19 protein-coding genes are annotated in these 21,456 nt (G+C 72.7%); 8 read left to right on the top strand and 11 right to left on the bottom strand.

The window, feature by feature from the left end:
• Nucleotide 1 precedes the first annotated feature (1 nt).
• A complete protein-coding gene (locus ABT342_RS17835) occupies nucleotides 2-1,111 on the bottom strand; it encodes a citrate synthase 2 (RefSeq protein WP_351574048.1) in 1,110 nt (369 codons plus the stop codon).
• 255 nt (nucleotides 1,112-1,366) lie between these two features.
• On the opposite strand from ABT342_RS17835, the gene pdxH reads away from it, so the two are divergent.
• Together pdxH and ABT342_RS17825 are read left to right on the top strand one after the other, a co-directional pair.
• The gene (gene pdxH / locus ABT342_RS17830) at nucleotides 1,367-2,035 is read left to right on the top strand and encodes a pyridoxamine 5'-phosphate oxidase (RefSeq protein WP_502965565.1); all 669 of its coding nucleotides are present in this window, start codon (nucleotides 1,367-1,369) and stop codon (nucleotides 2,033-2,035) included.
• Between the two features lie 379 nt (nucleotides 2,036-2,414).
• Nucleotides 2,415-3,848 (top strand): PAS domain-containing protein, encoded by a 1,434-nt coding sequence (locus ABT342_RS17825; RefSeq protein ID WP_351574042.1) that lies wholly within the window; start codon nucleotides 2,415-2,417, stop codon nucleotides 3,846-3,848.
• 252 nt (nucleotides 3,849-4,100) lie between these two features.
• On the opposite strand, the gene ABT342_RS17820 is transcribed toward ABT342_RS17825, so the two are convergent.
• Genes ABT342_RS17820 through ABT342_RS17805 form a run of 4 tightly spaced genes read right to left on the bottom strand, consistent with a single transcriptional unit; the run spans nucleotide 4,101 to nucleotide 7,535 of the window.
• Nucleotides 4,101-5,300, bottom strand: coding sequence for an ABC transporter permease (locus ABT342_RS17820; RefSeq protein WP_351574040.1), 1,200 nt, complete (start codon nucleotides 5,298-5,300; stop codon nucleotides 4,101-4,103).
• Nucleotides 5,300-5,980 (bottom strand): ABC transporter ATP-binding protein, encoded by a 681-nt coding sequence (locus ABT342_RS17815; RefSeq protein WP_351574037.1) that lies wholly within the window; start codon nucleotides 5,978-5,980, stop codon nucleotides 5,300-5,302. Before ABT342_RS17815 ends, ABT342_RS17820 begins: the two co-directional genes overlap by 1 nt.
• On the bottom strand, nucleotides 5,977-7,038 hold the full coding sequence (locus tag ABT342_RS17810) for an efflux RND transporter periplasmic adaptor subunit (RefSeq protein WP_351574034.1): 1,062 nt from the start codon (nucleotides 7,036-7,038) through the stop codon (nucleotides 5,977-5,979). The genes ABT342_RS17815 and ABT342_RS17810 overlap by 4 nt, the downstream gene beginning before the upstream one ends.
• Nucleotides 7,035-7,535 (bottom strand): hypothetical protein, encoded by a 501-nt coding sequence (locus tag ABT342_RS17805; RefSeq protein ID WP_351574031.1) that lies wholly within the window; start codon nucleotides 7,533-7,535, stop codon nucleotides 7,035-7,037. Before ABT342_RS17805 ends, ABT342_RS17810 begins: the two co-directional genes overlap by 4 nt.
• Before the next feature lie 156 nt (nucleotides 7,536-7,691).
• Between ABT342_RS17805 and ABT342_RS17800 the strand changes: the two genes are divergently transcribed.
• Both ABT342_RS17800 and ABT342_RS17795 read left to right on the top strand, forming a co-directional pair.
• The gene (locus tag ABT342_RS17800) at nucleotides 7,692-8,372 is read left to right on the top strand and encodes a response regulator transcription factor (RefSeq protein WP_351574028.1); all 681 of its coding nucleotides are present in this window, start codon (nucleotides 7,692-7,694) and stop codon (nucleotides 8,370-8,372) included.
• A gap of 5 nt (nucleotides 8,373-8,377) precedes the next feature.
• The gene (locus ABT342_RS17795; protein ID WP_351574279.1) at nucleotides 8,378-9,547 is read left to right on the top strand and encodes a sensor histidine kinase; all 1,170 of its coding nucleotides are present in this window, start codon (nucleotides 8,378-8,380) and stop codon (nucleotides 9,545-9,547) included.
• Nucleotides 9,548-9,794: 247 nt separating this feature from the next.
• On the opposite strand, the gene ABT342_RS17790 is transcribed toward ABT342_RS17795, so the two are convergent.
• On the bottom strand, nucleotides 9,795-10,550 hold the full coding sequence (locus ABT342_RS17790) for an SIS domain-containing protein (protein ID WP_351574025.1): 756 nt from the start codon (nucleotides 10,548-10,550) through the stop codon (nucleotides 9,795-9,797).
• Nucleotides 10,551-10,700: 150 nt separating this feature from the next.
• Between ABT342_RS17790 and ABT342_RS17785 the strand changes: the two genes are divergently transcribed.
• Together ABT342_RS17785 and ABT342_RS17780 are read left to right on the top strand one after the other, a co-directional pair.
• Nucleotides 10,701-11,393 carry an iron-dependent transcriptional repressor DtxR gene (locus ABT342_RS17785; RefSeq protein WP_351574023.1) on the top strand — a complete coding sequence of 231 codons (693 nt, stop codon included), beginning with the start codon at nucleotides 10,701-10,703 and terminating at the stop codon, nucleotides 11,391-11,393.
• Nucleotides 11,394-11,993: 600 nt separating this feature from the next.
• Complete coding sequence (locus ABT342_RS17780; protein WP_351574020.1) at nucleotides 11,994-12,857, top strand: alpha/beta fold hydrolase; 864 nt, start codon at nucleotides 11,994-11,996, stop codon at nucleotides 12,855-12,857.
• A gap of 96 nt (nucleotides 12,858-12,953) precedes the next feature.
• On the opposite strand, the gene ABT342_RS17775 is transcribed toward ABT342_RS17780, so the two are convergent.
• From ABT342_RS17775 to ABT342_RS17755, 5 genes are all read right to left on the bottom strand, one after another.
• Nucleotides 12,954-13,397, bottom strand: coding sequence for a subtilase-type protease inhibitor (locus tag ABT342_RS17775; RefSeq protein WP_351574017.1), 444 nt, complete (start codon nucleotides 13,395-13,397; stop codon nucleotides 12,954-12,956).
• Between the two features lie 456 nt (nucleotides 13,398-13,853).
• Nucleotides 13,854-14,696 carry a hypothetical protein gene (locus ABT342_RS17770; protein WP_351574014.1) on the bottom strand — a complete coding sequence of 281 codons (843 nt, stop codon included), beginning with the start codon at nucleotides 14,694-14,696 and terminating at the stop codon, nucleotides 13,854-13,856.
• Between the two features lie 15 nt (nucleotides 14,697-14,711).
• Entirely contained in the window at nucleotides 14,712-16,376 is a 1,665-nt protein-coding gene (locus tag ABT342_RS17765; RefSeq protein ID WP_351574011.1) for a transporter, read from the bottom strand.
• Complete coding sequence (locus tag ABT342_RS17760; protein ID WP_351574008.1) at nucleotides 16,373-17,194, bottom strand: ABC transporter ATP-binding protein; 822 nt, start codon at nucleotides 17,192-17,194, stop codon at nucleotides 16,373-16,375. The genes ABT342_RS17765 and ABT342_RS17760 overlap by 4 nt, the downstream gene beginning before the upstream one ends.
• Nucleotides 17,195-17,236: 42 nt before the next feature.
• Nucleotides 17,237-17,941 (bottom strand): bifunctional DNA primase/polymerase, encoded by a 705-nt coding sequence (locus tag ABT342_RS17755; protein WP_351574276.1) that lies wholly within the window; start codon nucleotides 17,939-17,941, stop codon nucleotides 17,237-17,239.
• A gap of 242 nt (nucleotides 17,942-18,183) precedes the next feature.
• Here ABT342_RS17755 and ABT342_RS17750 point away from each other — a divergent pair, with 242 nt between their 5' ends.
• Together ABT342_RS17750 and ABT342_RS17745 are read left to right on the top strand one after the other, a co-directional pair.
• Nucleotides 18,184-19,566 (top strand): NsdA family TPR-like regulatory protein, encoded by a 1,383-nt coding sequence (locus ABT342_RS17750; protein ID WP_351574005.1) that lies wholly within the window; start codon nucleotides 18,184-18,186, stop codon nucleotides 19,564-19,566.
• Between the two features lie 148 nt (nucleotides 19,567-19,714).
• Nucleotides 19,715-21,274, top strand: coding sequence for a hypothetical protein (locus tag ABT342_RS17745; protein ID WP_351574002.1), 1,560 nt, complete (start codon nucleotides 19,715-19,717; stop codon nucleotides 21,272-21,274).
• Nucleotides 21,275-21,456 lie beyond the last annotated feature (182 nt).

Below are 21,456 nucleotides of genomic sequence, written 5' to 3'. Positions count from 1 at the left end.
TTCAGCCCGCGAGGTCCGTGATGTCGGAGTAGCCCTCGATCTGGCGCGGGTCGCGCGACGCCGGACCGACGTACCGGGCGGACGGACGCACCAGCCGCCCGGTGCGCTTCTGCTCCAGGATGTGCGCCGACCACCCCGCCGTACGCGCACACGTGAACATCGACGTGAACATGTGCGCCGGGACCTCCGCGAAGTCCAGCGTGATCGCCGCCCAGAACTCCACGTTCGTCGCCAGGACACGGTCCGGGCGCCGGTTGTGCAGCTCCTCCAGCGCGGCCTTCTCCAGCGCCTCGGCGACCTCGAAACGCGGCGCGCCCAGCTCCTTCGCCGTACGCCGCAGGACACGGGCGCGCGGGTCCTCCGCCCGGTACACGCGGTGGCCGAAGCCCATCAGCCGCTCGCCCCGGTCCAGCGCCTGCTTGACGTACGCCGTCGCGTCGCCGGTCCGCTCGATCTCCTCGATCATGCCGAGGACACGGGACGGCGCGCCGCCGTGCAGCGGGCCCGACATGGCGCCGACGGCGCCGGACAGCGCGGCCGCGACATCGGCACCCGTCGAGGCGATGACCCGCGCCGTGAACGTCGAGGCGTTCATGCCGTGCTCGGCGGCCGAGGTCCAGTACGCGTCGACGGCCTTGACGTGCTTCGGGTCCGGCTCACCACGCCAGCGGATCATGAACCGCTCGACCACGGACTGCGCCTTGTCGATCTCCTTCTGCGGCACCATCGGCAGACCCTGCCCGCGCGCACTCTGTGCCACGTACGACAGCGCCATGACGGCGGCCCGCGCGAGGTCGTCGCGGGCGGTCGCCTCGTCGATGTCGAGGAGCGGCTTCAGCCCCCACACGGGCGCGAGCATCGCCAGCGCCGACTGCACGTCGACACGGATGTCACCCGAGTGCACCGGGATCGGGAACGGCTCGGCGGCCGGCAGCCCCGGGTTGAACGCCCCGTCCACCAGCAGGCCCCACACATTGCCGAACGAGACGTGACCGACGAGATCCTCGATGTCGACGCCTCGGTAACGGAGCGCGCCGCCCTCCTTGTCGGGTTCGGCGATCTCCGTCTCGAACGCGACGACTCCTTCGAGTCCGGGTACGAAGTCGGACATCAGGCGGCTCCTCATGATGTGGGTGAGACAAGCGTCGGTCGGGTGGCACCGGACGTACCTGATGGGTCACCCCGGTGATGCCCCGTGCGGTGGGTGGTCACCCCAGCCGCGTCGTAGGGAGGCCACAGTGGCCCAGCGCCTGATTTTGGCGGGTTCCGACACTGCGGGGAAGCGTGACATCCGGCACACTGCGCCGATCCGGTCGAGGAGGATTAGCGGCACGCGGTGCCGGGCACACTGGGCTCCTGCGGCAGGATGATCCCCGTGACCGACGCACTCGACCCAGCCGCCATGCGCGAGCACTACCGCTCGACGCCGCTCGACGAGGCGGAACTCCCCGCCGAGCCGATGGAACAGTTCGTCCAGTGGTTCAAGGACGCCGCCGCCGGCCACCTCCATGAGCCGAACGCCATGATCGTCTCGACCGCGGACGCCGAGGGCCGCCCCTCCTCCCGGACCGTGCTGCTCAAGCACTTCGACGACCACGGATTCGTCTTCTACACCAACTACGACTCCCGCAAGGGCCGCGAGCTCGCCGCCAACCCGCACATCTCGCTGCTCTTCCCCTGGCACCCCCTGACCCGCCAGGTCATCGTCACGGGCACCGCGGCCCGCGTCGGCCGCGACGAGACCGCCGCCTACTTCCGCACCCGCCCCCACGGCTCCCAGCTCGGCGCCTGGGCGAGCGCCCAGTCCTCCACGATCGCCTCCCGCGAGGAGCTGGTACGCCGCTACGAGGAGCTCGCCACCCGCTACCCACCGGGCGAACAGGTGCCGGTGCCCCCGCACTGGGGCGGCTACCGGGTCACTCCGGAGACGGTGGAGTTCTGGCAGGGCCACGAGAACCGGCTGCACGACCGGCTGCGGTACGTGCGGACGCCGGAGGCGGCCGAGGGGTGGCGGGTGGAGCGCCTGTCTCCCTGAGCGGTTCGCTCCCTGATCTGCTCGCCGAAGAACGCAGAAACCCGCGGGCTCTGGTCTCCTCCGAGGAGGAAGCCGGCCGGACGTACCGGCGAGCCCGCGGGTCGGTGACTGCTTGGGATTTCGGCAGACGGCCTGCCGAGGTGCACAGAGTGCGACGACGGGCCGCTAGCCCGCAGCCACCTCGCTCGTCCGGTAAGAAATCACTTCCGGATCACCTCCTTTCGTACGTGCGACACACACTAGGAGCCTGTCCCGGGATGCTCAACCAGTTTTTTCCGGGGCGACGATTTCCGGGAAATTAGTGTGTCCTGCGTCACGTTCCAGTTGAATGACGTGCGTGCGTCTGCACGTGTGTACATGTCCTGCAGGGGGTGCCGGGATGAGCGCGTCCAGGAGTGAGGCGGCCCATGCGCTGGGGCCGGACGGACCCGAGCCCGAACGCGGGACGGACCGCGAGACCGAGCGTGACGCCGAGCGCGACGGACCCGGGTCGGACCTGCTCGCGGCGTTGCTGGACGGGATGGACGCGGCGCTGTGCGCGTTCGACGCGGACGGGGTGATCACGCACTGGAACCGGGAGGCCGAGCGGATTCTCGGCTGGTCGGCCGAGGAGGCCGTCGGGCGGCGCGGGTTCGCGGGGTGGGCGGCGCGGGCCGCCGACGCGGATGAGGTGCAGGCGCGGCTGATGGCCACGATGCAGGCACCGGGGCGGCAGGTGCACGAGTTCGCGCTGCTCCGCAAGGACGGCGGGCGGGTGCTCGTACGGACGCAGTCGGCCGGAGTGCGCGGGGCGGACGGGAAGCCCGCGGGGGTGTACTGCGCGTTCAGCGAGGTGCACGCGCAGATCGATCTGGAGCGGTCGATCGCGCTGAGCGAGGCACTGTTCGAGGACGCGTCGTGGGGTGTCGTGCTCGTGGACGTCGACCTGCGCCCCACCGTGGTCAACCGGCACGCCGCGCGGATCCTGGGTTCCGGCGGGCGTACGGGGCCGCTGGGGCGGCCGCTGGGCGAGCTGATCGTGCAGGGCGTGGAGGAGCTGGAGGGAGCGCTGCACCATGTGCTCGCGGAGGGGGCGCCGAGGTCGCTCGTCGAGCTGTGGGTGACGGTGAGCACGGACGAGGGGGAGCGCAGGCGCTGCTGGCGCAGCGGGTTCCTGCGGCTGGCGTCGCCGCTGGCGGAGGAGCCGGTGCCGCTGGGAGTGGGCTGGCTGTTCGAGGACGTGACGGAGGCGAAGCTCGCGGAGCAGGAGGCGGACCGGCTGCGGTTCCGCTTCAGCCAGCTGCACCGCGCCGCGCGGGCGGCGGCCGAGTGCGAGGACCCGATGGAGGCGGCGACGGCGCAGGTGGACTTCGCGCTGGCGGGCTTCGCGGACCACGCGTTCGTCGACGTGCTCGCGGGGGAGCGGCTGGTGCGGGCCGCGGCCACGCCCTCGGGCGCACCGGGCCCGGTCGCGCGGGTGACCGGAGCGGGGATTCCGGTGCGGTACGCGCAAGGGCATCCGGCGTTGCAGGCGCTGGACCGTATCGGCTCGGTCCGGGCGAGCGCGAAGGCGAGCGGGAAGGCGAGCGGGAAGGCGGACACGGGCCGGGACGGGGGCGCGGAGGCGTGGGCGACCGAGCGCCAGTGGCCGCGTGACGCGGTGCACGCCCTGTGCACGGTGCTGCGCAGCGGGGGGCGGTCGGTGGGCGTGCTGACCTTCCTGCGGGCGGGGAACCGGCCTGCCTTCGAGCGGCAGGACGCGGTGTACGCGGAGTGTGTGGCGACGAGGGTTGCGGGGGCGCTGGCGCTGGCGGGCGTGGGGTTGGGCGGGTAGCAGCCCCTCGGGGCCGGGGCCGGGGCCGGGGCCGGTGGGGGCGGGCCGCTGTACGGGGCTTTTCTCCCCGCCCCGCCCCTTCCCGCAGTGTCGATGTGCGGCTCCGCCGCGTGGGGGGCAAGCCCCCAGACCCCCGTACGGCCTTCGGCCGTGTCCTCGATCTCCCCCTACGCCCTGCGGGCGTGGGGGGACCCCCAGACGGGCTGGATTTTCCAGCTCCGCCGGCGATTGAGGCGCGGAGCCCCCGCCCACCTACACCGCGTGCAGTGCCAGCGTCGGTGACAGTCTCGCCGCCCGGACCGCCGGGTACAGGCCCGCCACCGTGCCGATCAGCAGCGTCGCGCCGAAGCCGGCCGCCGCCGCCCACGGGGGGACGACCCAGGGCAGGCCGCCGCCGTACGCGTACACGCCGGTGGCCAGCGCGCCGAGGGCGACGCCCGCCAGGCCGCCGAGGCCGGACAGCATCAGGGACTCGGTCACGAACTGGATGCGGATCTGGCCCCGGGTCGCGCCGAGTGAGCGCCGCAGGCCGATCTCGTAGCGGCGCTCCAGGACCGAGATGATCATGGTGTTGGCGACGCCGACACCGCCCACCAGCAACGCGATCCCGCCGAGGCCGAGCAGCAGGCTGCTGAACGCGCCCTCCGTCGCGGCCTTCGCCTGGAGGGCCGCCGACGGGTCGCTCACCCGCACGTTCTGCGGGTTCTCCGGGTCGATGCTCGGTGCGAGCAGGGAGCGTACGTCCTTGACCGAGGCGTCCGTGGAGCGTTCGTACACCGACGTCGGATGGCCGTCGAAGCCGAGCAGCTTCTGCGCGGCCTCCCACCCCACCAGCGCCGAGCGTTCGATCTCGGGGGCGAGCGGCAGCGGGGCGAGGACGCCGACGACCGTGAAGTACCGGTCGCCGAGCCACACCTGCTGGCCGGGGGCCGTGATGCCGAGGCGCCGGGCGGCGACGTGGCCGAGGACGACCGACGGGTAGCGGCCGTTGGCCCGGTTGAGCCAGGTGCCGCTGTCGGTCTTTCCGCGCAGCACCTTCAGCAGGTCCTCGGTGGCGGCGACGACCTCGATGCCGCCGGTCTCGTCCTCGTCGATCTTCTCGTTGCGGCGTACGGACGAGGAGAGGGCCCCGGTCGCCGCTGCCTCCTCGACTCCGGCGATACGGCCGACCATGCCGACGGCGTCCTTGGGCAGTTTCACCTGCTCGCCCGCGAACATCGACTCCCCGGGCGTCGCCACCAGCATGTTGGTGCCGAGCTTGTCGAGGCGCTGCATCAGCTGGGCCTGGCTGGACGCGGAGATGCCGACGACCGCGATCATCGTGGCGATGCCGATGGCGATGCCGAGCGCGGACAGCACGACCCGTACGGGTCTGCTGCGCAGGCCCGCCGAGCCGACGTGGAGGACGTCGCGGGGGCCGAGTCTGGCCGCGGAGAGTGTCGTACGGGCCATCAGGCGGCGCCCCTGACATCCTCGACGACCGCCCCGTCCCGGATCCGCACCTGGCGCGGCAGGCGCCCCGCGATCTCCGCGTCATGGGTGATGACGGCGATGGTCGCCCCGTCCTCGCCCAGGTCGTGGAGCAGCTCCATCACCGCCTCGCCCGAGGCCGAGTCCAGTGCGCCGGTCGGCTCGTCGGCGAGGAGCAGGTCGGGTTCGCCGACCACCGCGCGGGCGATGGCGACGCGCTGCTTCTGGCCGCCGGACAGCTCGTGCGGGCGGTGCTTCATCCGGTCCGCGAGTCCGACGCGCTCCAGCGCGGCGGCCGCCCTGCGCCGTCGTTCGGCGCGGGGGAGGCCGGAGTACAGCAGGCCCTCGGCCACGTTGTCCCGCGCGCTGATGCCGGGGACCAGGTGGAACGACTGGAAGACGAAGCCGATGTGCCGGGCGCGCAGCGCGGACAGTCTGCGGTCGGAGAGCTTCGCGACGTCGTGTCCGGCGATGGCGACCGAACCGGCCGTGGGGCGGTCCAGGGTGCCGACGATGTGCAGCAGGGTGGACTTGCCGGACCCGGAGGGGCCGACGATGGCGAGGAGTTCGCCGGGGTCGATGGTGAGGTCGACGCCCCGGAGCGCGGCGACACCGCCCGCGTACTCCTTGGTGACGCCGCTGAGCTGGACCACCGGTGTCATATCGCGGGCACCCCGACCTTCATGCCCTCGCGCAGTCCGCCGCCGGACACCTCGACCCGGCCCTGCCCGAACATGCCGAGTTCCACCTTCACTTCCCGCGCCGTGCCCTTCTCCACGACCTGGACGCCGAAGCCGCCGCCGGGCAGGGCGAGGAGCGCGTTGACGGGGACGGACAGCACGCCCTTACGGGTCTGCCCGGTGAGGTTCACGGTGACGGGGGACTGATCGATGCCGCCGACGTCGTCCGGCTTGTCGAAGGAGACCGTGACGGTGACCTTGGGGGTCTTGTCCTGCGGGTCGTCGCCGCCCGCCTCGGCGGTGCGGCCGACCGACGACACCTTCCCGGCCGCGCTCGTGCCGTCCGGCAGGTCGACCGTGACCCTGGTGCCGGACTTGACGAGCCGGCTCTCGGCGACGTCGATCCGGAAGGTGACGATCCGTTCGGATCCGGTCGTGGTCAGGACCGGTTTGCCGGGACCGACCTGGTCGCCGACGGCGGAGCCGTTCGCCTTGATGCGTACGGCTCCGGGCGCGAAGGTGATCTGGTCGGGCCCGACCTGCCCGGTCTGCTTGAGCTTGTGCGACTTCTGCCAGCGCTTGACGGCGGCGGCCGTCCTGTCCGTGTACTCGTCGTCGGGGGTGAACCCGGTGTAGCCGAGCGCGGCGAGGTTCTGTTCCAGCTCCTCGACGTCGCGGCCCTCGTCGCCGTCCTTCAGGGTCCGGTACATGGGCCCGGCCCCGTACATCAGCCGGACCGGCTTCCCGTCGATCTCGTACAGCTTCCCGTCCCGTTCGACGTGGGAGCCGGTGGAAGCGGCCCAGGTCAGGATGCCGGGCGCGCCCGCGTTGAGCCCCCGCTCCTTGGCGTAGCCGAGGGTGCCGTCGGCCCGGCTGCTGTCGCTGAGGTCGCCGCGGGTGACGGGAGTGGTCGCCGGGGGCAGTCCGGAGCGCTTCTGCGGGGTGCTCTCGTCGGGGGTGGTCAGGGTGGTGACCGCCACGCCGCCGCCCGCGACGGCGAGTACGGCGAGAGCGATCACGAGGATGCGGCGCGCCCTCATCGCATGGTCCCTTCGCACTCCTTGTTGGCCTTGTCCCACTTCTCCTTCTCCGCGCCCTTCGGGACGGGCATCGCCTTCACCGGCTTGTTGTCGAACGTCGGGTCGGGGAAGTCGATGCCGTTGTCGCGCATGCAGCGGGCGAACTTGAGGGCCTTGTCCTTGTCGGCCTGGGTGATCTCACCGGTGCCGGCGGCCCCGCCCTTGCCCCGGCACGCCTTGAACGCCTTCTCGATCTGCTCCTGGCTCACGCCGTCGCCGCCGACGGCGATCCCGCGCTGGTCCTGGCCGGGCTTGGGCTCGGGCACGTCGAGGCCCTGCTCGCGCAGGCACTTGCGGTGCTCCAGCGCCTGGTCGGCCTCGGTGGCCTTCTCGTCCGCGCCCCCCTTGTCGGCGGACGAGCCGCTCCCCGAGCACGCGGTGGCGAACAGGGCGAGGGCGGTGACGAGCCCGTACGCGATCACTGCCGCACCCTTGCGATTTCCCACGGTCGTTCCCATGACGACACTCCTGACGCTCGTTGGACCGGTTGACCCGGTGAACCCGTTGAACCCCTTGAACAGGGACGGCGCGAGTGTGGCGGGAGTGCGCGTTTCGTTTCCCTCAGCGAAGTCCCTTACATCGACGAAACACCGATGTCGGGTACACAGGGGCTCATGCGTGTGCTGGTGGTGGAGGATGAGGAATTCCTGGCGGAGATGGTCGCCGAGGGGCTGCGCCGTGACGCCCTCGCGGTCGACGTGGCCGCCGACGGCCTGGAGGCGCTGCGCAAGCTGCAGTTCGGCGCGTACGACGTGATGGTGCTCGACCGGGACCTGCCGGGCCTGCACGGCGACGACGTGTGCCGCCGGGTCGTGGCCCAGGGGCTGCTCACCCGCATCCTGATGCTGACGGCGTCCGGGACGGTGCGCGACCGGGTCGACGGCCTCGGCCTCGGCGCCGACGACTATCTGACCAAGCCCTTCGCGTACGACGAGCTCCTCGCCCGGGTCCTGGCGCTGGGCCGCCGCGCCCGCCCCGCCCTGCCCCCGGTGATCGAGCGGGCCGGACTGGTGCTCGACACGGCCCGCCGCCAGGTCAGCCGCGACGGCCGGTTCCTCTCCCTGTCCCGTAAGGAGTTCGCCGTACTGGAGACGCTGCTGCGGGCGGACGGGGCGGTGGTCAGCGGCGAGGACCTCATCGAGCAGGTGTGGGAGGAGGACACCAGCTACCGCACCAACGCGGTCCGGGTCGCCCTCAGCAAGCTGCGCGCCAAACTCGGGGAGCCGCAGGTGATCGAGACGGTGCCGGGGGCCGGCTACCGGATCAGCGGGGACCGCCGGGAGACCGGGGCGTGAGCAGGGTGAGCAGCGAACGTGCGCGGCTGACCGCGCTGTACGGCGGGCTGCTGGTGCTGGCGGGCGGTCTGCTGACGGGCCTCGTCTACGTCCTCGTACGCGAGGAGCTCTACAGCAACATCAGCCGCGCCGTCACCACGGCGGTCCCGGCCTCGGCGGTGCAGGGGGGCTGGATGCCGGCGATGCCCGCGGTCCCCGGGGAAGCCGTCCCGGCCGAGCGGCTGGCGACGACGAGGACCGTGATCACCGGCGCCGCCGAGGAGGCCGCGCTGAGCAGCCTGCTGACGGTCTCCGGGCTGGTCCTGGCGGCGTACGCCCTGGTGTCCGTACTGCTCGCGTGGTGGATGGCGGGGCGGGTGCTGCGGCCGGTCGGTGTGATCACCGCGACCGCGCGCCGGCTGTCCGGCGAGAACCTGCACGAGCGCATCGGGCTGAAGGCGCCGCCGGGGGAGCTCAAGGAGCTCGCCGACACGTTCGACGCGATGCTCGGCCGGATCGAGCAGCTGGTCTCGGCGCAGCAGCGGTTCGCGGCGAACGCCGCGCACGAGCTGCGCACCCCGCTCGCCGTCCAGCGCGCGGCCGCCGAGATCGGTCTCGCGGACGACCCGCCGCCGGAGAAGGTCGCCCGGATCCGCGACAAGCTGATCGAGGTGGCGGACGGCAGCGAGCGGCTGATCGAGGGCCTGCTGCTGCTCTCGGTCTCCGAGCAGGGGCTGCGGCGGCGCGAGTCGGTGGAGCTGGCGGAGGTGGCCGAGGCGGTGGCGGCGGGCCTGGCGGAGGAGGCCACCCGGCGGGCGGTGACGGTGGAGGTCGAGGCGAGGCCGCTGACGGTACGGGGCGACGCGGTGCTGCTCGGCCATCTCGTCCACAACCTGGTCGCGAACGCGCTCCGCTACAACCGTCCGGGCGGCCGGGTCGTCGTCCGCGTGCGGGACGGGGACGGGCACGGCCTGGAGGTCGTCAACACCGGCCCGCCCGTCCCGCCGGACACGGTCCCCCTCCTCTTCGAACCGTTCCGCCGCGCGGAGGCACGACAGCACACACCGGGCGAGGGAGCGGGCCTCGGCCTCCCGATCGTCGCCTCGATCGCCCGCGCCCACGGCGCGACGATGACCGCGAGGTCCAACCCGGCCGGCGGCCTCACGGTCCGGGTGACCTGGCCGCGTCGCCCGTAGCCGGGGCGGACGCGGGCCCTGGCTTCGGCAGCCGTGGCCCTGGCGGGCCCCGGTGCCCCGTAGCCCGGGGCGGCCGGTGGCCGCGTCGCTCGGCGTATCGGGCCCGTCGGGCCCGTCGGCCGCGGTGCCTCAGCGCCCCGGCGGACGCGGGCACGTCCGGACGTGGGCCCCGGCGGCGGTTTCGGCAGCCGTGGCCCTGGCGGGCCGCAGCGGGTGCGGCCGCAGCCCCCTACCCCGGCGGAGCGGATCAGCGGCGGTAGAAGATCCGGTCCGCGTACTCCTCCATCACGCGGCCGTTCCACTCGTGGCCGCCGTCGACGTTGCCCGACCGCAGCAGGGGCGGTTCGATGCCGCGTGCGCCCAGTTCGCCCGCCGCGGCGGCCATCGTCGCCTGCATGAGCGCGCTGGTGACGACGGTCGACGCGGGTGCGAAGGGCGCCTCGATGCCGTCGGCCGTCAGTTCCGCGTCGCCCACCGCGATCTTGGAGTCGAGGACGATGTCGCAGTGGTCCTTGAGGTACGTACCGGACGTGTGGCGCGACCGGGTTTCCGTCGCGTACGCCACCGACGTCACGCCGATCACCTTCAGGCCGAGGGCCCGCGCGTTCATGGCCATCTCGACGGGGAGCGCGTTGCGTCCGGAGAGGGAGACGATGATCAGTACGTCGCCGGGGCGGGCCGGACTGGAGTCCAGGACGGCGCCCGCGAGGCCGTCCACCCGCTCCAGCGCGGAGCCGAGGGTGGCGGGCATGACGTCGACGCCGACGACGCCCGGGACGGCGAGCAGGTTCATCAGGGCCAGTCCGCCCGCCCGGTAGACGACGTCCTGGGCGGCGAGCGAGGAGTGGCCCGCGCCGAACGCGAAGAGCCGTCCGCCCGCCGCGACGGTGTCGGCGATGGCCGAGCCGGCGGCCGCGATGTGCGCCGCCTCCTCGTCGCGCACCCGTTCCAGCAGGCCGATCGCGGCGTCGAAGAACTGCCCGGCCAGCTTGTTCTCGCCCATTGCGGTAGCCCTCTCTCGTCGTGTCGCGGATCACGTTGCGGTCTGGACCAATGGTCTGTCAATACGGCCGAGGCCACGTGCGGCACGGTTGTCGGCGCCATGGGTCAGAATTGGGGGAGGGCCAGCGCACGAATAATCCGAGGGGCATGTATGTCCGGACTGATCGACACCACGGAGATGTATCTCCGCACCATCCTCGAGCTCGAAGAGGAAGGCGTGGTCCCCATGCGCGCCCGGATCGCGGAGCGGCTCGACCAGAGCGGTCCGACGGTCAGCCAGACGGTGGCGCGCATGGAGCGCGACGGGCTGGTGACGGTCGCGGGCGACCGGCACCTGGAGCTGACCGACGAGGGCCGGCGGCTGGCGACGCGCGTGATGCGCAAGCACCGGCTGGCCGAGTGCCTGCTGGTCGACGTGATCGGCCTGGAGTGGGAGCAGGTCCACGCCGAGGCGTGCCGCTGGGAGCACGTGATGAGCGAGGCCGTGGAGCGGCGCGTGCTGGAGCTGCTGCGGCACCCCACGGAGTCCCCGTACGGGAACCCGATCCCGGGCCTCGAGGAGCTGGGCGAGAAGGCGGAGGCCGACCCGTTCCTGGACGACTCCATGGTGAGCCTGGCCGAGCTCGACGCGGGCACGGAGGGCAAGACGGTCGTGGTCCGGCGGATCGGTGAGCCGATCCAGACGGACGCCCAGCTGATGTACACGCTGCGGCGCGCGGGTGTGCAGCCCGGGTCGGTGGTCAGTGTGACCGAGTCGGCGGGCGGGGTGCTGGTGGGCAGCAGCGGCGAGGCCGCGGAGCTGGACACGGATGTGGCGTCGCACGTGTTCGTGGCCAAGCGCTGACGTCACACCTCTCCTTTCCTTCCTGACGCGCCCGTACCGCACTCGCGGTTCGGGCGCGTTCGCGTGTGCTGTGCCGCGACCCGTCGCGACCCGTCGCCACCCGTGCGAACGCGCTTTCCGGTCGGAATGGCAGCGGCCGGGCGGTTCCCGTGCCACGCTGTGGCTGAGGCATATGACCGGGGGTGGGCACATGTCGTACGTCCGCACATCGCACATGCGCACTCGGACACACACGCGGAAGACGCAGAAGACGCATACGCCCTGCGTGCACGCACAGGGCCCCGGCGCCCAAGGGCGCCGGGGCCTGTCCTCCCCTGTGCTGACCCGGAGCCCCGAGCTCCCAGGGTCACTCCCCTCGGACCGTTTTCCCCGAGCGGTCCGCCTCCCGCTGAAGATCTCCCCTCGGCGACAGACGTCAATCCTTGGAGGCTGTCACTCGAACGAGGGGTGTTGGGCGTGGGACCCCGATTTTCGAATACAGGTTCGATAGTCTGGCGTGACTCGACCGGCTCCGAGGTTCGAGGTCAGAGGTCCGGTTCCGGGGCCGAGTTCCGAGATTCATCCGAGATCCAGCGGGGGACAGAAGGGGGTGCCAGGACCATGGTGCGGCGCATGGATGTGACCGGAGCCGACGGCGTACGTCTCGCCGCCTGGGAGTTCGCCGATCCGCCCAAGGGGCGCGGCGAGACGGACCGCGCGCCGGGCGTGTTATTGCTCCATGGCCTGATGGGCCGCGCCTCGCACTGGGCCGCCACCGCCCGCTGGCTCGCGGAGCGGCACCGTGCGGTCGCGCTCGACCAGCGGGGCCACGGCCGCAGCGAGAAGCCGGCCGACGGCTCCTTCACCCGCGAGGCGTACGTGTCGGACGCGGCGGCGGCGGTCGAGCAGCTGGGCCTGGGCCCGGTCATCCTCGTCGGGCACTCCATGGGCGCCCTCACCGCCTGGCAGCTCGCGGCCGAGCGCCCCGACCTCGTGCAGGCCCTGGTGATCTGCGACATGCGCGCCTCCGCGCTGGGCGCCGCGTCCCAGCGCGAATGGGAGGACTGGTTCCGCACCTGGCCGGTCCCCTTCGCGACCCTCGCCGACGTGCGCAAGTGGTTCGGCGAGGACGATCCGTGGGTGGAGCGCCCGAGCCCCGCGCGCGGTGAGTTCTTCGCCGAGGTGATGGCCGAGCGCGTGGACGGCTGGCGGCCGGTCTTCTCGTTCCGCCAGATGCTCACCTCGCGCGAGACCTGGGTCCACGACGCCCACTGGGACTCCCTCGCCCAGGTCCCCTGCCCCACCCTGGTGGTCCGCGGCCTCGACGGCGAACTGGGCCGCGCGGAGGCCCAGGAGATGGTCCGCGTCCTGCCGTACGGGCAGTACGCGGAGGTGCCCGACGCCGGCCACCTCGTCCACTACGACCAGCCGGACGCCTGGCGCGCGGCGATCGAACCGTTCCTGGAGGGGGTGCTGACGCCCTGAGGGGCCCGGGAGCCGGTCGGCCGGGGAGGGTGGACCGACCGGGCGCCCGGGCCGTCGTAGGGGCCCTGGGGGCCTGGCTTTCGGATCGCGCCGGGGTCAGAAGGTGTAGACCGAGACCTCGGGCATGCTCGCCTGCATCTCGCACGCGTTGCCGTACGTGGCCGACCAGTCGACCCGCTTGCCCTGCCACACGCCGCTCGCGGTCACCGTGACCGGGTCCCACTGGCGCGTACAGGCCTTGGTGGGCTTCACGGACAGCCGGCCGAATTCGCCGTTCACCGCGTCCAGCTCCCCGCAGGCCGCGGCGGGTGCGGGGTGGCTGCCGCCCGGCGTCGGGATGCAGCTCAGGGTCACCGCGCGCTCGACCGTGCTCGTCGCGGCCGCCTCGCCCTTGCCGACCGTGAGCACCATCGCCGACGGCGCGTGGAGGCCGGTCGGCTGCGCGGGCCGTGCGTGGGCCACTCCGGCCGCTGCGACGGTGGTCAGAACGAGGGCGGCCGTGGCGGCCGCGGCGCCGCGTGTGTTCAGGGTGTAACGCATGGGTGAATCCCCTTCACTGTGAGTGCGATTGCGATTGCGCTCGGGAGTCTTGCTGATGCGCACAGTGATCGCACATCCATCACCGCTTTCCGGCCGCACACGCATGCGCGAGCCGATCGAATGGTCGTTCGGCCAGTTCGGAAGGGGTGTGAGGGGCGTGTGAGGTGATGTCCAGCATATGGACGCACCTCGCTGGTGCAACCTGGAACGACCGCCTGACCTGCTGCTCTTCAGAATTGGTTCCATCTTTGAGCAGTCACCCGAATGGCCCTTCGGCCGGAAAGCGGCGCCCCGCACCCACCCGGCGACGCCCCACCGTCCGGCCGTCGCCCGCCCGCGCCGTGCGCCTTCGTATACGGCGAACGGTGAGACGGCGAACGACGGCGAAACGGCGCACGACGGCGAAAGGGCGAAAGGGCGAAAGGGCGAACCGCCGGCGGTGGTGGCGGCGGCGGATCAGCCGATCGGCTTCCGCATCTCCTCGCGCACCTTCACCGTCGTCGCCGCGGCCGCGGCGAGGTCGATCGACTCCGGGTCCTTCGTCGCCGTACCGGTCGTGACCTCGCCGACCGAGACGTTGGTGTTGTCGTCCGCCCAGGCGCACATCGGGAAGGACGTCTTGTCGCCGACGGTCTGGTCGACCGTCAGGACCTGGCAGCTGATGGTGACGTCCGAGCCGGCCGGGGTGAAGTCCTTCGGCGGTACGGCGACGAGGGCGCCGTCGGCCTCGGCCCCGCCCTCCAGGATCTTCTCGCGGGCCAGGTCCGGATTCCTGATCCGCCCGTACATGCCCGAGACGACGAGCACTCCGCCCTCGCCGGCCTCGGTGGACGTGTACTGGGCGGCGACGCCCTTCGCGTCCCGGATGTTGGCCTCGCTCGTGCCCTTCAGCTCGTCCGAGACCTTGTCGGACATGTCATCGGCCAGCTTGTACGTGCCTCCCAGCAGGGTCTCGGGGACCGTGACCTTGTGCGTGGCCTCCGGGAAGGGGCTGGAGCCCCCACCGATGCCGGACCAGTGGTTTCCGACCCAGGCGAGTGCCAGGAGCCCGGCGACGATCCCGAAGGAGATCCCCAGGACCGCGCCGGTCCCCAGCCCCTTCTTCTTCGGCGGCGGTGGCGGCGCCCCCCAGCCGCCCTGCTGGGGCCACGGGCCCTGCTGCGGTGCGGGAGACCCGTACGGACCCGGCTGCGGATACCCGGGGTTCTGCGGGTACGGCTGCTGGCCCTGCGGGTGACCCTGATGCGGCGGATACCCCGGGTTCTGCGGGTACCCCGGGGGCTGAGGAGGCATGGACATGATCCTTACCGTACGTCAGCCCTTGCTCACCGCCGTCAGAATTTCCGGCAGCCGCCCGGCCACCCGAGGCGCCGCCAGCCGCAGCCCCGCCCACGTCATGGCCGCGCCGTACGCGGTGCCCAGCGGGAGCAGGGTCCACAGCGCCGACTGCGGGCCGGCGACATGCAGCCAGATGGTCAGAGCGATCAACGGAGCACACAGCAGGGCGCCGACGAGCATCCCGCAGGAGACGGAGATCCAGGCGAGGCTGCCCTGCCCCGGAGCCACGTTCTTGTACGCGCTGTCCTGCGGGATCGAGTACGGGAAGCGGGCCGACAGCACGGCGCCCGTCGCCAGCATCGCGCCCAGCAGGGCGAACCCGAGACCGAGGGCCTCGGGAAGTGCCTGCCAGTCCTCCAGGAGCGCCGCCGTGGCGACGGTGACCAGGACCGTGTACGGGAGTGTGATCAGCAGCAGCGCCAGGGCCCGGGCGCGCAGCTCCTCGTAGGCGTCCCGTGTGCTGGAGATCGTCTGCGCGACCATCCAGAACGCGGACGTGTCCTGGCCGAACTGGTTGTACATCTGCACGCCGAGCATCCCGCACGCGAAGCACGCGAAGTAGATCGAGCCCGTGCCCTGGAACGCGTTGAACAGCGGAACGAGCAGCCCGATGGCCAGCGACGCGATCCACGCCCCCTTCGTCTTCGGGTCGCGGCGGATGTAGCGCAGGGTGCGCTGCATGACCGGACCCGTACGACCGCCGGGCAGCAGCCGGTGCGGGCCGCTCGACGACGGACCGCGCTTCGGCTCCGACGCGGCGGCGATCGTGGAGCCGTCCGGGCTCGTCATCAGCTGGGTGAGGCTGCGCTGCCACAGGTACAGCAGGCCGCCCAGCGCGGCCAGCGAGAGCGCGAGCTGCGCGCCGGCCGTGCCGTACGCCCCCGTGCTCGCCGACTCGATCGCGCCGGCCGCCGACGCCGGCGGGATCCAGCGCACCACCGACGCCACCGGGTCCAGCGCCGTGAGGCCGCCGGCCTGGCCGAGCCGCTGTGCGCCGAAGTTCACGAACTGGATGCCCACCGCGATCAGCAGACCGCTCAGCACCGCCAGATCCCGGCCCTTGCGCGAGGTCAGCAGCCGGATGTTGGCCGCCGCGACCGCCCGCGCCAGGGCCACGCACACCAGCAGGACCAGCGGCACCGCCACGACCGCGACCAGCGCCGCCACCGGGCCGCGCGCGAGCGCCAGCGCACCGCCCAGCGCCAGGGTGAGCGTGAACAGCGGGCCGATCCCCACCAGCGACGCCACCAGCAGCGCGGACACCAGCGGACGCGGGCGCAGCGGCAGCATCACCAGCCGGGTCGGGTCGAGCGTCTCGTCGCCGCTCGGGAAGAACAGCGGTACGAACGTCCAGCCCAGCGCGAGGACGCCGACCAGCAGCACCACCAGCGTCGCCGCGTTGTGGTCGCCCCGGAACAGGAACAGGCCGATCAGCTGCCCGGCCGCGATGAGCAGTGCCATCACCACCGAGGCGATGAACGCCGCCCTCCGGCCGGCCGACTGGCGCAGTCCGTTGGCCAGCAGCGACAGCTTGAGCCGTACGAAGACGGACGTCAGCGAGGAGCCGGAGGCCGGCGTGGGGTCGGACGCCGGCGACGGGCCGGACGTCACAGGGGCCGTCGAGGGGGAAGAGGTGCTCATCGCGACCCTCCGCCGCCCAGCCAGTCCAGCGCGGCCGAGCTGTCGGTCCCGCCCGCCCCGACCAGCTCCAGGAAGGCGTTCTGCAGCGACGACGCCGAGCCGCGTACCTCGGCCAGCGTGCCCTGCGCGCGGATCCGGCCCGCCGCCATCACCGCGACCCAGTCGCACAGCGACTCCACCAGCTCCATCACATGACTGGAGAAGACGACGGTCGCGCCGGACGCGGTGTACCGCTCCAGCACCCCGCGGATCGTCTGCGCGGAGACGGGGTCGACGCCCTCGAACGGCTCGTCCAGGAACAGCACCTGGGGGTTGTGCAGCAGGGCCGCCGCCAGGCCGATCTTCTTGCGCATGCCGGTCGAGTAGTCGATGACCAGCTTGTTCTGCGACCCCGCGAGATCGAGGACGTCCAGCAGCTGCGCCGCCCGCTTGTCGACCTCGTCCCCGGGCAGTCCGCGCAACCGCCCTGTGTAGCCGAGGAGTTCGCGTCCGGAGAGGCGCTCGAAGAGCCGCAGCCCCTCGGGCAGTACGCCGATCCTGGCCTTCGCCGCGACCGGGTCCCGCCAGACGTCGTGGCCCGCCACCTCGATGTGGCCGTGGTCGGGGCGCAGTAGCCCGGTCACCATCGACAGCGTGGTGGTCTTGCCCGCGCCGTTCGGCCCGACCAGTCCGATGAATTTGCCCGCGGGCAGGGTCAGATCGATGCCCGAGACGGCGATCTGCTCACCGAATCTCTTCCACAGCCCTTCGACGCGAACGGCGGGCGGCGCCGTTTCCGGCGTACCGCCCGCCATTTCCGCTGTTGCCTGGTCCGGCATGATCCGCTGCCCTCCGTTGTCCCCGTATGTAGGGGAACAACCTTACGATTGGCGGGCCCGCGCGGCGGCCGGCTCCTGTCCGCACGCGTACGCCAGCGGGCTGATCAGCTCGTCGGCGTCCGGCAGCCAGCGGTTGGCGAGCGTCGGCCGGCGCGCCCACTGCACCGCGCCGAACCCGCCGATCCGGGTCGGCGGCGCCGCGACGTAGTGGCCCTCGCCGCGCGCCACCAGATCCAGCGAGCCCGGCACCCAGCCCAACTTCCTTACCAGCTCAGGGACCTTGACGGCCGCGCCCGGCAGGACGAAGAACAGCATCCGCCGGTCGGGGGTGCAGGTCACCGGGCCCAGTGTCAGTTCCATCCGCTCCATCCGGGCCAGCGCCAGGCAGCCGGCGGAGATGGGCACGTCCAGGGCGTCGAACGTCCGCCCCGTGGGAAGCAGGATCGACGCCTTCGGCTGCTTCGACCACAGCCGGCGCGCGGCCACCGCGCTGCCCGTCGCCTGGTTCGCCCAGTCGGGGCGCGTGGGATGCGCCCCCGGTGCCTCGCACGCGGGCGCCCCGCAGGAGCACCGCTCCGCGCCGTCGACGGCCTCCAGCCAGGTGCCGGGGAACACGTCCCAGTGCCGCTCCTCCGCGTACCGGACGGCGCTGTCCAGCAGCGGTTCGCCCCGCTGCTGGGGGATCTGCGCGACATGTGCGGCATCCGTGCCGATGGACTCTTCGATGGTCTCTTCCACGATGAACACAACTCCCCCCACCACTACGGGTTACGGGCGCACGGGTCCGGGGCGTGGCGCATCGATCCTGCATATGGGGCGCATGGGTGCATGGACGGGGGCGCGCGTGCGGGCACCGCCGGGAGGGTGGGTAGCCACAGGCGGTGTAGCGGCATTCACCCGTATTCATCCGAGCTCATCGGCATTCTCCGGATAACCGCCGGGAAGTGATCAATCAAAATGATCACCGCGGCCCGCCTCAGGGGGTATTGATGGCAGCGAGGCCTCTCGTCGCCCGCCAGCCGAACGAACGGCTGCAAGCGCTCATCCAGGAAGCCGGGTGTTCCAACGCCGGGCTGGCACGCCGGGTCAACATGGTCGGGGCCGAGCGCGGCCTCGACCTGCGGTACGACAAGACGTCCGTGGCGCGCTGGCTGCGCGGCCAGCAGCCGCGCGGCCGGGCGCCCGGGATCATCGCCGAGGCGCTGGGCCGCAAGCTCGGCCGTACGGTCACGATCGACGAGATCGGCATGGCCAACGGCAAGAACCTGGCGTCGGGCGTCGGGCTGCAGTTCGCGCCGACCGTGCTCGGGGCGATCGAGCAGGTCTGCGAGCTGTGGCGCAGCGACGTGGGCCGCCGGGACTTCCTGTCCGGCTCCACGGTCGCGGCCTCCGCGCTCGTCGAGCCCAGCCGCGACTGGCTGATCACGGCCGCGGACGCCCAGGTGGCACGGTCGGCCGGGGCACGGGTGGGAGTGTCGGACGTCGAGGCCGTACGGGCGATGACGGAGGCGCTCACAGGGCTGGACCACCGTTTCGGCGCGGGACATGTGCGCCCGGTCGTCGTCCACTACCTCAACAGCGTGGTCTCGGGGCTGCTTTCGGGCTCGTACCGGGAGCCGGTGGGCCGTCAGCTCTTCGCCGCCGTCGCCCGGCTGACCGAACTCGCCGGATACATGGCGGTCGACACCGGCCAGCCGGGGCTCGCCCAGCGCTACTACATCCAGGCGCTGCGGCTCGCGCAGGCGGCGGGGGACAGGGCGTACGGGGGCTACGTACTGGCTGCGTCGATGAGTCATCTCGCCGCCGAGCTCGGCAACCCGAGGGAGATCGCGCAGCTCGCGCGGGCCGCGCAGGAGGGTGCGCGGGGCCGGGTCACACCGCGCGCGGAGGCGATGTTCTACGCCGCCGAAGCCCGCGGTCACGCGCTGCTCGGGGACTCCCGCACCTGCCAGGAGATCGCGGGCAGGGCGCTGGCCGCGCTGGAGCGCGCCGACCCGGAGTCCGGCGACGACCCGGCCTGGATCGCCCACTTCGACCACGCGTACCTCGCCGACGAACTCGCCCACTGCCACCGCGACCTGGGCCAGGCGGACGCCGCCGCCCGCAGCGCGACGGACGCCCTCGACGGCCACCCCGACTCGCGCGCCCGCCGCCGGGCCATCGGCCTCGCCCTGCTGGCCACGGCGCAGGTCCAGCAGCGCGAGGTGGAGGCCGCGTGCCACACGGGCACGCGTGCGATGGAGTTGCTGGGGACGCTGAGGTCGAGCCGGGGCGCGGAGTACCTGGACGATCTTCAGCAGCGCCTGGAGCCGTACGCGCAGGAGCCGGCGGTGAGGGAGTTCGGGGCGCGGCTGGAACTGCAGGCGGCGTAGCGGCGCTCCGGTTTCTTGTGTGATGTACGTGATGTCACGGCGTCTTGGGGGCGCTTCTTGTTACTGCTCGCACACTTGTGTGCGGAGCGGCTGAGGTACCCGGTAGCGTGAACCGACGATTCCGTAGGTCCCACACGTAGGAGTCCCGGTGACGACGCACAGCGGCCAGGGTGACGAGTCGCGGCTGCCCGCCGCCCGCCCCGCGCACGAAGGTGTCGTGCTGCCCGCCGACGGCAGCGAGCCCTGGATACCCGGCGTCAGCGGCGAACAGGTCGCCCCGGCGGGCGGGACGCCCTGGGGCGCGCCGTGGGGGCCGCAGCAGGGGCAGGGGGCGCCCGAGCAGCCGTACGCGGCGCCGCTGCCGCCGCAGGGGCCGCCGGTGCCTCAGCAGCCGTACGCGCCGCAGCCGCAGATGCCGGGGGCGCTGCCGCCGCAGGGGGCGCCCGCGCCTCAGCAGCCGTACGCGCCGCCGGTGCCGTCCCAGTCGCAGCCCCAGCCTCAGCAGCCGTACGCGGTGCCGCCGGTGCCGTCCCAGTCGCAGCCCCAGCAGTCGTACGCGCCGCCGGTGCCGCCGCAGTCGCAGCCCCAGCAGCCGCTCCCGCAGCAGATGCCGGGGGCGCTGCCCCCGCAGGCCGCGCCCGGGTACGGGCAGCCGCTGCCCGCCGAGGCCGGGCACTCGGCGGACTCCGAGGCCACGCAGTACATGGCCCCCGTCGCCGGGGCCCTGCCGCCGGAGAGCCCGGTCGAGGCGACGACGTTCCTCGGGGTCCAGCCGCCGGCGGGTGGGGGCGACGCGGACGCCACGCAGTACCTCCCGCCCGTGCCGCCGCAGCAGCAGCATGTGCCCGCCCCGCCGCCCGGTGCCCCGTACGGCATCCGGCCCGGCGCGCCCGGCGACCGGCAGCCGCCCGCGGAGTTCGACAACCTCTTCCGCAGCGAGGGCGGGGCCGGCGGTGCCCAGGAGACGCAGCAGATGCCGCGTTACGGGACGACCCCGCCGCCTCAGGCGCCCCAGTCCCAGCAGCCTCAGCAGTCGTATCAGGCGCCCCAGCCGTACGACCCCGAGCCGCCGCGCGACCGCCGCTCCTCGCGCGTGCCGCTGATCGCCGCGGTCGTGGTCGGATGCGCCGTGCTGGGCCTCGGCGCCAGCGCGGTGATCTTCGGCGGCGGTGACGACGACAAGGGCAGGACGGACAACACGACCGTCGCCGCCGCGACCTCGCCCGCGTCCGGCCCGACGGAGGCCGCCGACCCGGCGAAGGCGCAGGCCGAGGACCTCGACAAGCTCCTCGCGGACAGCAACGACAGCCGCGCCGCGGTGATCCGTTCCGTCGAGGCGATCAAGGCCTGCAAGAACCTCGACCAGGCGGCGACCGACCTGCGGGGCGCCGCCGAGCAGCGCCGCGGTCTGGTCACCCGGCTCGAGGGCCTGACGCTGGACAAGCTGCCCCAGAACGCCGAGCTCACCGCGTCCCTGAAGAAGGCCTGGGAGGCGTCCGCGGCCGCCGACGACCACTACGCGACGTGGGCCGGCCAGGTGAAGGGCAAGAAGGGCTGCCCCGGCGGCAAGGCGCGCACGACGCCCCAGACGGGGAAGGCCACGGTGGCCAGTGGCGAGGCGACGCAGGCGAAGAACAAGGCGGCGGGTCTCTGGAACGAGATCGCGACGAAGTACGGCCTGACGCAGCGCACGTCGACCCAGCTCTGACGGGGGTGGGGCGGGGGCCGCTGCGCGGGGCTTTGTCCCCTACCCGCCCCTTCCCGCAGTGTCGATTTCCTCCGCCCCAGCCCCCGCTTGCGGGGCTCCGCCCCGGACCCCGCGCCTCAATTGCCGGCGGGTTCATTCTGAGCCCGTCCGGCGATTGAGGACACGGCCGAAGGCCGTACGGG

Source organism: Streptomyces sp. NPDC000410 (assembly GCF_040300305.1).
Classification (GTDB): domain Bacteria; phylum Actinomycetota; class Actinomycetes; order Streptomycetales; family Streptomycetaceae; genus Streptomyces.
This window is presented reverse-complemented; position numbering and strand designations above follow the sequence as displayed.

Excerpts from the sequence above, each read along its gene's own strand:
- ABT342_RS17790 (WP_351574025.1), bottom strand. The coding sequence starts at position 10,550 with ATGGGCGAGAACAAGCTGGCCGGGCAGTTCTTCGACGCCGCGATCGGC.
- ABT342_RS17835 (WP_351574048.1), bottom strand. The coding sequence starts at position 1,111 with ATGTCCGACTTCGTACCCGGACTCGAAGGAGTCGTCGCGTTCGAGACG.
- ABT342_RS17770 (WP_351574014.1), bottom strand. The coding sequence starts at position 14,696 with ATGTCCATGCCTCCTCAGCCCCCGGGGTACCCGCAGAACCCGGGGTAT.
- pdxH (WP_502965565.1), top strand. The coding sequence starts at position 1,367 with ATGATCCCCGTGACCGACGCACTCGACCCAGCCGCCATGCGCGAGCAC.
- ABT342_RS17750 (WP_351574005.1), top strand. The coding sequence starts at position 18,184 with ATGGCAGCGAGGCCTCTCGTCGCCCGCCAGCCGAACGAACGGCTGCAA.
- ABT342_RS17785 (WP_351574023.1), top strand. The coding sequence starts at position 10,701 with ATGTCCGGACTGATCGACACCACGGAGATGTATCTCCGCACCATCCTC.
- ABT342_RS17760 (WP_351574008.1), bottom strand. The coding sequence starts at position 17,194 with ATGCCGGACCAGGCAACAGCGGAAATGGCGGGCGGTACGCCGGAAACG.
- ABT342_RS17765 (WP_351574011.1), bottom strand. The coding sequence starts at position 16,376 with ATGAGCACCTCTTCCCCCTCGACGGCCCCTGTGACGTCCGGCCCGTCG.
- ABT342_RS17815 (WP_351574037.1), bottom strand. The coding sequence starts at position 5,980 with ATGACACCGGTGGTCCAGCTCAGCGGCGTCACCAAGGAGTACGCGGGC.
- ABT342_RS17800 (WP_351574028.1), top strand. The coding sequence starts at position 7,692 with ATGCGTGTGCTGGTGGTGGAGGATGAGGAATTCCTGGCGGAGATGGTC.
- ABT342_RS17825 (WP_351574042.1), top strand. The coding sequence starts at position 2,415 with ATGAGCGCGTCCAGGAGTGAGGCGGCCCATGCGCTGGGGCCGGACGGA.
- ABT342_RS17780 (WP_351574020.1), top strand. The coding sequence starts at position 11,994 with ATGGTGCGGCGCATGGATGTGACCGGAGCCGACGGCGTACGTCTCGCC.
- ABT342_RS17775 (WP_351574017.1), bottom strand. The coding sequence starts at position 13,397 with ATGCGTTACACCCTGAACACACGCGGCGCCGCGGCCGCCACGGCCGCC.
- ABT342_RS17810 (WP_351574034.1), bottom strand. The coding sequence starts at position 7,038 with ATGAGGGCGCGCCGCATCCTCGTGATCGCTCTCGCCGTACTCGCCGTC.
- ABT342_RS17820 (WP_351574040.1), bottom strand. The coding sequence starts at position 5,300 with ATGGCCCGTACGACACTCTCCGCGGCCAGACTCGGCCCCCGCGACGTC.
- ABT342_RS17805 (WP_351574031.1), bottom strand. The coding sequence starts at position 7,535 with ATGGGAACGACCGTGGGAAATCGCAAGGGTGCGGCAGTGATCGCGTAC.